A 7,304-nucleotide genomic window follows, 5' to 3' on the forward strand; every position below is an offset into this window, starting at 1 on the left:
CTGCTGGGCATGCACGTCAGCCCCCTGCCCACGGCCTCCACCCATATCCACCCCGATGCCATGCGCACGCGCAAGCTGCTGCTCAAGGCCGAGGAAATCAGCAAGCTCATCGGCAAGGTCGAGCAGCGCGGCTACACGCTGGTGCCGCTCAACCTGCACTACAAGAACGGGCGCATCAAACTGGACTTCGCGCTGGGCCGCGGCAAGAAGATGTTCGACAAGCGCGACACCGCGCGCGAAAAAGACTGGCAGCGCGAAAAAGAACGCATCATGAAGCACGACACCCGCGCCCCACGCAAGAGCAAGGACGACTGATTCAGGCGGCCTCGGGCAGCGGCTGGCGTTCGGCCTCCTGCCCCGGGCCCATGATGCGGTTGCGCCCCGCCGCCTTGGCCGCATACAGCTTGCGGTCGGCGCGCTCGAAAAATGCCTGCAGGCTCTCCCCGGGCATCCAGTCCGCCACGCCGGCGCTGAAGGTATAGGAAATGGTGCTGCCGCCGTGCGCACAGGGCGTGCGCCGGACAGAATCCAGTAACCGCTCCGCCACATCCATCACCGCGTCGCTGCGCATGTCGGGAAACAGCACCGCGAATTCCTCGCCGCCCACCCGCCCGACGTGGTCGCCGGTGCGCAGCGTGGCAGTGGCCAACAGGCCGAAATGCCGTAGCACCGCGTCGCCGGCCGCATGGCCGTGGGTATCGTTGATGCGCTTGAAATAGTCGATGTCCAGCAACAGCAGCGTCAGCGGCCGCCGCGTGCGCAGGGCCTGGGCGCAATAGCGCTCGGCCTGCAGCCACCATGCCTTGCGCGACATCAGGCCCGTCAGGAAATCGGTGCTGGCCTCCTGCTCGCGGTCGGCCAGCATCCGGTCGTGGATGATCATGATGGTGCCCAGGGTCAGGCACGGCATCGTCAGCACCCCCAGCGTCATGAACGCGATGTTCCACGCCGTGGGCTGCAGCAGGGCGTGCGCCGCCGCGATGTCGAACAGGTAGACGGCGGCGCGCGCCGCGCATACCACCGCGGATACCAGCGCCACCACGCGCACGAAATGGTAGCTGTAGCGGGACCGGTTCAACGGCATGCCTCGCTTGACCGTCATGGCGATGGCGGCCATGAACCCGAACATCAGCCCGGACATGACCACCATGCGCGGTCCGACCTGGGGTTCGATGTAGGTGTAGAACGCCACCGCCAGCAACGTCGCGCCGGAGGCCAGCGCCATGAGGCGCCTGGGCACGGTCAGGCCCAGCAGCCGGCGCAATCCCGTGTAATACGCGCATAGCGCCAGGACCACGGCGGTACTGGCGGCGATCACCGACACCCATAACGGCGCCTCGGTGACCTGGAAGGCGTACAGCCCGAACCCCGCCAGCGTCAGCAGGTTGGCGCGTATCGCCTCCTTGATGCCCGCCATGCCGCTGCGGGCCAGGGACCCCAGCACGCACAGCGCAAGCACTCCCGCCAATGCTGCTATCAAAAGCAAGTTAACGGGAGCGATCATCGCCAGGCGCCGCCAGACGCGGTTATCAGCTGTTGCGGGTGGACTTCACGATGGTCATGGCGGAAGCGATCATGCCGCCCACATCCGCCAGGTTCGCCGGCAGGATCAGCGTATTGCCTTCCTTGGCGACGTTGCCGAACGCCTCGACGTAGCGCTCGGCCACCTTCAGGTTCACGGCTTCCATGCCGCCGGGCTGGCGCACGGCGTCGGCCACCTGGGTGATGGCCTTGGCGGTGGCCTCGGCGATCGCCAGCACCGCAGCGGCCTCGCCCTGCGCCTGGTTGATCTGCGCCTGCTTCTCGCCTTCGGAACGGGCAATGGCGGCTTCGCGCTCGCCGGTGGCGATGTTGATCTGCTCCTGGCGGCGGCCTTCGGAGGCCGCGATCAGGGCGCGCTTTTCACGCTCCGCGGTGATCTGGGCCTGCATCGAACGCAGGATCTCGTTGGGCGGGGTCAAGTCCTTGATCTCGTAGCGCAGCACCTTCACGCCCCAGTTCAGCGCCGCCTCGTCGAGCGAAGCGACGATGTTGCTGTTGATGGAGTCGCGCTCTTCGAAGGTGCGGTCCAGCTCCATCTTGCCGATGACCGAACGCAGCGTGGTCTGCGCCAGCTGCGTGATGGCCGAGATGTAGTTCGACGAGCCGTAGGAGGCGCGCATGGGGTCGGTCACCTGGAAGTACAGCACGCCGTCGACCTGCAGCTGCGTGTTGTCACGCGTGATGCAGACCTGGCTGGGCACGTCCAGCGGGATTTCCTTGAGCGAATGCTTGTACGACACCCGCTCGATGAACGGGATGACAAAGCCCGCGCCGGGAGACAAAACCCGGTCGAACTTGCCCAGGCGTTCGACCACCCAGGCGTGCTGCTGAGGCACGATGGCGATCGCCTTGATGACTATCAGTATCGCCAGCGCGACGATGACGAGCAGGACGATGGTGGATGTATCGATCATCATGATTCGGAGCCTCTCCTTCTGGTAAGTACATACGCGGGAACCGTCCGAATCTTGCGGACGCCCGCAGCCAGCCCCGCCCGCGGCGGGCCGGCGCTGCTCAGGCCGAGCCAGGTGCGGCCTTGGGGGCCAGCACCAGGATCGAGCCACGCATTTCGATGATGGTTTGTTCTCCGGCCACCGGCGCCTGGCCCTGGGCCAGCTCGGCCTGCCAGTGCGCGCCGCGGTACCAGACGCGCGCGGTGCCTTGGTCCGACCAGGCCTCGACCGACACCGTCTGGCCGATATCCAGGTTGACGTCGGCATTGCGGGCGGAATCGACCTCGCGCTTCTTCAGCACACGGGTCTTGCGCAGGACCAGCAGGCCCAGCAGCAACACGATGCCGCAGCCCACCAGCTGCCACTCCAGGCCCGCGCCCAACCATGCGGCCACGCCGCCTGCGGCCAGGCCCAGGGCCACCAGCAGCAGATAGAAAGTCCCCGTCGCCAGTTCCCCGATCAGGGCCAGCGCGGCCAGTCCCAGCCAGATCCACATAGTTTTTATTCGCCCGAAAGGATGAGTATGTAAGCGGAATTGTACGTATTTCCGGGACGGAACGGGAAAGGCGCTTCAGTCGCGGACCGGAGCGCTGGATTATGATGTGCGCTGGCGGTGGAAATCCCTCTGGAACCCGGCGCCCGCATCCTTTACGCAAAAGCCCCAATGACCGCTGCAATACCCTCCGCTCTCCCCGTCCTGATCCTGCACACCGGCGATCCGGACGATACGCTCAAAAGCCAGTTCGGCGGCTATGCCGAACAACTCGCCCAGGCCGCCGGCCTGAGCGCCGAGGCCATGGAAATCGTGCCCGTGCATGAAGGCAAGCGGCCGCAGTCCCCCGCCAGCTACCGCGCCGCACTGATCACGGGCTCGCCCGCCATGGTGACCGACAAGGAACCCTGGAGCGAGGACACCGCCGCCTGGCTGCGCGAAGCCGCCGCGGCCGGCCTGCCCATGTTCGGCGTGTGCTACGGCCACCAGCTCCTGGCCTACGCGCTGGGCGGCAAGGTCGGCTACAACCCCGCCGGACGCGAGGTCGGCACCCAGACGGTCGAGCTGCTGCCGCCCGCCGCCGGCGACAAGCTGCTGGCCGGACTGCCTCCCACCTTTCCCGCCCAGATGCTGCACGCGCAGACCGTGCTGCAACCGCCGCCCGGCGCCGCCGTGCTGGCGCGCTCGGACCTGGACGAACACCAGATGATCCGCATCGGCCGCAACGTGTTCTCGACCCAGTTCCACCCCGAATTCGGCCCGGACTTCATCCGCGCCCATCTGGAACGCTTCGGCCGCCGCTACGCGGCTGAAAACCTGGACGTCCCGGGACTGTCCGCCAACGTCCGCGCCACCCCTGTGGCGGGTGGCCTGTTGCGCCGCTTCCTCGACGCCTACGCGCCCGCGTAGCGCCCCGCGCGGCCGCCGCGCAATATACGGAGTGCGGCGGCGGAAGGCTTTTGAGACGATGGGTCCAAGCGCGCGAATCCACGCGCAACAGGAGCTTTTTCATGAACCAAGCCGCCGCCCTGAGCAAACAGCACGCCGCCGCCATCGAACGCGCCTGCCGCGCACTGGAAGCCGAGCAGCCGCCGGATCTGTCCACCCTGGCCGAACAGGCCGGCATGAGCCGCTTCCATTTCCACCGCGTCTTCAAGGCGGCCACCGGCATCACCCCCAAGGCCTACGCCGACGCCCTGCGCGCCGGCCGCGCCCGCCAGCAGCTCAAGCAGAGCTCCAGCGTCACCGACGCCATGTACGACGCCGGCTTCAATTCCAGCGGTCGTTTCTACGAGGCCGCCCCCGCCATCCTCGGCATGACGCCTACCGCCTTCCGCAAGAATGGCGAGGGCGTGGAGATCCGTTTTGCAGTGGCGCAATGCTCCCTGGGCGCGCTGCTGGTGGCGGCCAGCGACACCGGCATCTGCGAAATCGCGCTGCATGAAGACCCCGAGCAACTGGTGCGCAACCTGCAGGACCGCTTCAAGGCCGCCCGCCTGATCGGCGCCGACGCGCAGTTCGAAGACTGGGTGGCGGCCGTGGTCGGCTTTGTCGAAGACCCCTCGCGCGGCCTGGAGCTGCCGCTGGACGTGCGCGGCACCGCCTTCCAGCGGCAAGTCTGGCAAGCCCTGCGCGAGATCCCGGTGGGCGAAACCGCCACCTACACCGACATCGCCGAACGCATAGGCTCGCCCCGCGCCGTGCGCGCCGTGGCGCGCGCTTGCGCCACCAACAACATCGCGCTGGCCATCCCCTGCCACCGCGTGGTCCGCACCGACGGTTCGCTGGCCGGCTACCGCTGGGGCATAGACCGCAAGCGCGAATTGATTGCGCGCGAAGCGCTGGCGGCCTAGCCCTTTTCGCGCTTGCGCATAAAAAAACCCCGCGCCCTTGCAAGCGCGGGGTTTTCACATCAGCAAGCCGATCAGTTCTTGGCCAGGCGCTGCCAGGTATCGACAACGGTATCCGGGTTGAGCGACATCGACAGGATGCCCTCGTCCTTCAGCCATTGCGCGAAGTCCGGGTGGTCGCTGGGGCCTTGGCCGCAGATACCCACGTACTTGTTGGCGGCCAGGCAAGCCTTGATCGCGCGGCGCAGCATGAACTTCACGGCCTCGTCGCGTTCGTCGAAATCGGCGGCCAGCAGTTCCATGCCGGAATCGCGGTCCAGGCCCAGCGTCAGCTGGGTCATGTCGTTCGAGCCGATCGAGAAGCCGTCGAAGTACTGCAGGAACTCGTCGGCCAGGATGGCGTTGGACGGCACTTCGCACATCATGATGAGCTTCAGGCCGTTCTCGCCGCGCGCCAGGCCGTGCTTGGCGAGCAGGTCCACCACCTTGGACGCCTGGCCCAGGGTGCGCACGAAGGGCACCATGATCTCTACGTTGGTCAGGCCCATTTCATCGCGCACCTTCTTGAGCGCCTCGCATTCCATGCGGAAGCACTCGGCGAAGTCCTCGGCGATGTAGCGCGACGCGCCGCGGAAGCCCAGCATGGGGTTCTCTTCCTCGGGCTCATAGCGCGAACCGCCGACCAGCTTGCGGTATTCGTTGGACTTGAAGTCCGACATGCGCACGATGACGGGCTTGGGGTAGAAAGCGGCGGCGATGGTCGCCACGCCTTCGGCCATCTTCTCGACGAAGAAGGCGCGCGGGCTGGCATGGCCGCGGGCGGCCGATTCCACGGCCTTCTTCAGTTCGCCATCGACGTTCGGGTAGTCCAGCACCGCCTTGGGGTGGATGCCGATGTTGTTGTTGATGATGAATTCCAAACGCGCCAGGCCCACGCCGCCGTTCGGGATCTGGGCGAAGTCGAAGGCCAGCTGCGGGTTGCCCACGTTCATCATGATCTTCAGATCGATCGGGGGCATGTCGCCGCGGCGCACTTCTTCCACTTCGGTTTCGATCAGGCCGTCATAGATGCGGCCTTCGTCGCCCTCGGCGCAAGACACCGTCACGGCCTGGCCTTCCTTCAGGATGTCGGTGGCGTTGCCGCAGCCCACGACCGCCGGAATGCCCAGCTCGCGCGCAATGATCGCCGCGTGGCAGGTGCGGCCGCCGCGGTTGGTGACGATGGCGGCTGCGCGCTTCATCACGGGCTCCCAGTTGGGATCCGTCATGTCGGTGACCAGCACGTCGCCCGGCTGGACCTTGTCCATGTCGGAGATGTCGCCGACCACGCGCACCGGACCCGCGCCGATCTTCTGGCCGATCGCGCGGCCGGTGATCAGGACCTGGCCGGTGGCCTTCAGGCGGTAGCGCTGCTGCACGTCGTTGACGCCCTGCTGCGACTTCACCGTTTCCGGGCGTGCCTGCAGAATGTAGATCTTGCCGTCGATGCCGTCGCGGCCCCACTCGATGTCCATCGGGCGCTGGTAGTGCTTCTCGATGATGACGGCGTAGCGGGCCAGTTCGTTGACCTCGTCGTCGGTCAGCGAGTAGCGGTTGCGCTCGGACACGGGCACGTCCACCGTGCGCACGGCGCGGCCTTCCGGACGTTCCGGATCGAATTCCATCTTGATCAGCTTGGAGCCGATGCGGCGGCCCACGATCGGGTAGTGGCCCTGGGCCAGCGTCGGCTTGAAGACGTAGAACTCGTCGGGGTTGACCGCGCCCTGCACCACGGTTTCGCCCAGGCCGTAGGACGAGGTGATGAACACCACGTCCTGGAAGCCGGATTCGGTATCGATGGTGAACATGACGCCGGCGCTGCCCTTGTCGGAACGCACCATGCGCTGGATGCCGGCCGACAAGGCCACATCGGCGTGAGCGTAGCCCTTGTGCACGCGATAGGAAATGGCGCGGTCGTTGTACAACGACGCGAACACGTGGCGGATCTTGTCCAGCACGTCATCGATGCCGACGACGTTCAGGAAGGTTTCCTGCTGGCCGGCGAACGAGGCGTCGGGCAGGTCTTCCGCGGTGGCGGACGAGCGCACGGCGAACGAGCCCTTGCCGTCGGCGTCCAGCTTGGCGAAGGCTTCGCGGATCTGGGATTCGAATTCGGCCGAGAACGGGGCCTCGACCAGCCATTGACGGATTTCCGCGCCGGCGTTGGCCAGCTCGCGCACGTCTTCGGGGTTCAGCGTCGTCAGGCGTTCAGCGATGCGCTTGTCCAGGCCCGACGCCTTCAGGAAGTCACGGAAGGCGTCAGCGGTCGTGGCAAAGCCGCCCGGCACGCGGACACCCGCGCCAGACAGCTGGCTGATCATTTCGCCTAGTGATGCGTTCTTGCCTCCTACCGAGTCCACGTCCGTCATGCGGAGCTGCTCGAACAAAACAACGTACGACATTGAAGTCACCTTTTACAATGGAATG

The 7,304-nt window shown here is 66.3% G+C and carries 7 protein-coding genes; 3 read left to right on the top strand and 4 right to left on the bottom strand.

Annotation, left to right across the window (positions count from 1 at the left end; genetic code table 11):
• On the top strand, positions 1 to 315 hold a 315-nt coding region (locus tag VIR09_RS27875), incomplete at its 5' end, for an SsrA-binding protein (protein ID WP_332015811.1).
• Position 316: 1 nt separating this feature from the next.
• Here VIR09_RS27875 and VIR09_RS27880 read toward each other — a convergent pair.
• From VIR09_RS27880 to VIR09_RS27890, 3 genes are all read right to left on the bottom strand, one after another.
• A complete protein-coding gene (locus VIR09_RS27880; RefSeq protein ID WP_332015812.1) occupies positions 317 to 1,504 on the bottom strand; it encodes a GGDEF domain-containing protein in 1,188 nt (395 codons plus the stop codon).
• 25 nt (positions 1,505 to 1,529) lie between these two features.
• Entirely contained in the window at positions 1,530 to 2,456 is a 927-nt protein-coding gene (locus VIR09_RS27885) for an SPFH domain-containing protein (protein ID WP_041655510.1), read from the bottom strand.
• A gap of 100 nt (positions 2,457 to 2,556) precedes the next feature.
• Positions 2,557 to 2,991: an NfeD family protein gene (locus VIR09_RS27890; RefSeq protein ID WP_332015813.1), complete on the bottom strand. Its 435-nt coding sequence runs from the start codon at positions 2,989 to 2,991 to the stop codon at positions 2,557 to 2,559.
• 168 nt (positions 2,992 to 3,159) lie between these two features.
• Between VIR09_RS27890 and VIR09_RS27895 the strand changes: the two genes are divergently transcribed.
• Positions 3,160 to 3,897 (top strand): glutamine amidotransferase, encoded by a 738-nt coding sequence (locus tag VIR09_RS27895; protein WP_332015814.1) that lies wholly within the window; start codon positions 3,160 to 3,162, stop codon positions 3,895 to 3,897.
• A gap of 101 nt (positions 3,898 to 3,998) precedes the next feature.
• Positions 3,999 to 4,841, top strand: a complete 843-nt coding sequence (locus tag VIR09_RS27900) for a methylated-DNA--[protein]-cysteine S-methyltransferase (RefSeq protein ID WP_332015815.1) — start codon at positions 3,999 to 4,001, stop codon at positions 4,839 to 4,841.
• Positions 4,842 to 4,912: 71 nt separating this feature from the next.
• Here VIR09_RS27900 and ppsA read toward each other — a convergent pair whose 3' ends face one another.
• Positions 4,913 to 7,279, bottom strand: coding sequence for a phosphoenolpyruvate synthase (gene ppsA / locus VIR09_RS27905; protein WP_332015816.1), 2,367 nt, complete (start codon positions 7,277 to 7,279; stop codon positions 4,913 to 4,915).
• Positions 7,280 to 7,304 lie beyond the last annotated feature (25 nt).

This window comes from Achromobacter sp., from assembly GCF_036567245.1.
Classification (GTDB): Bacteria; Pseudomonadota; Gammaproteobacteria; order Burkholderiales; family Burkholderiaceae_B; genus Achromobacter.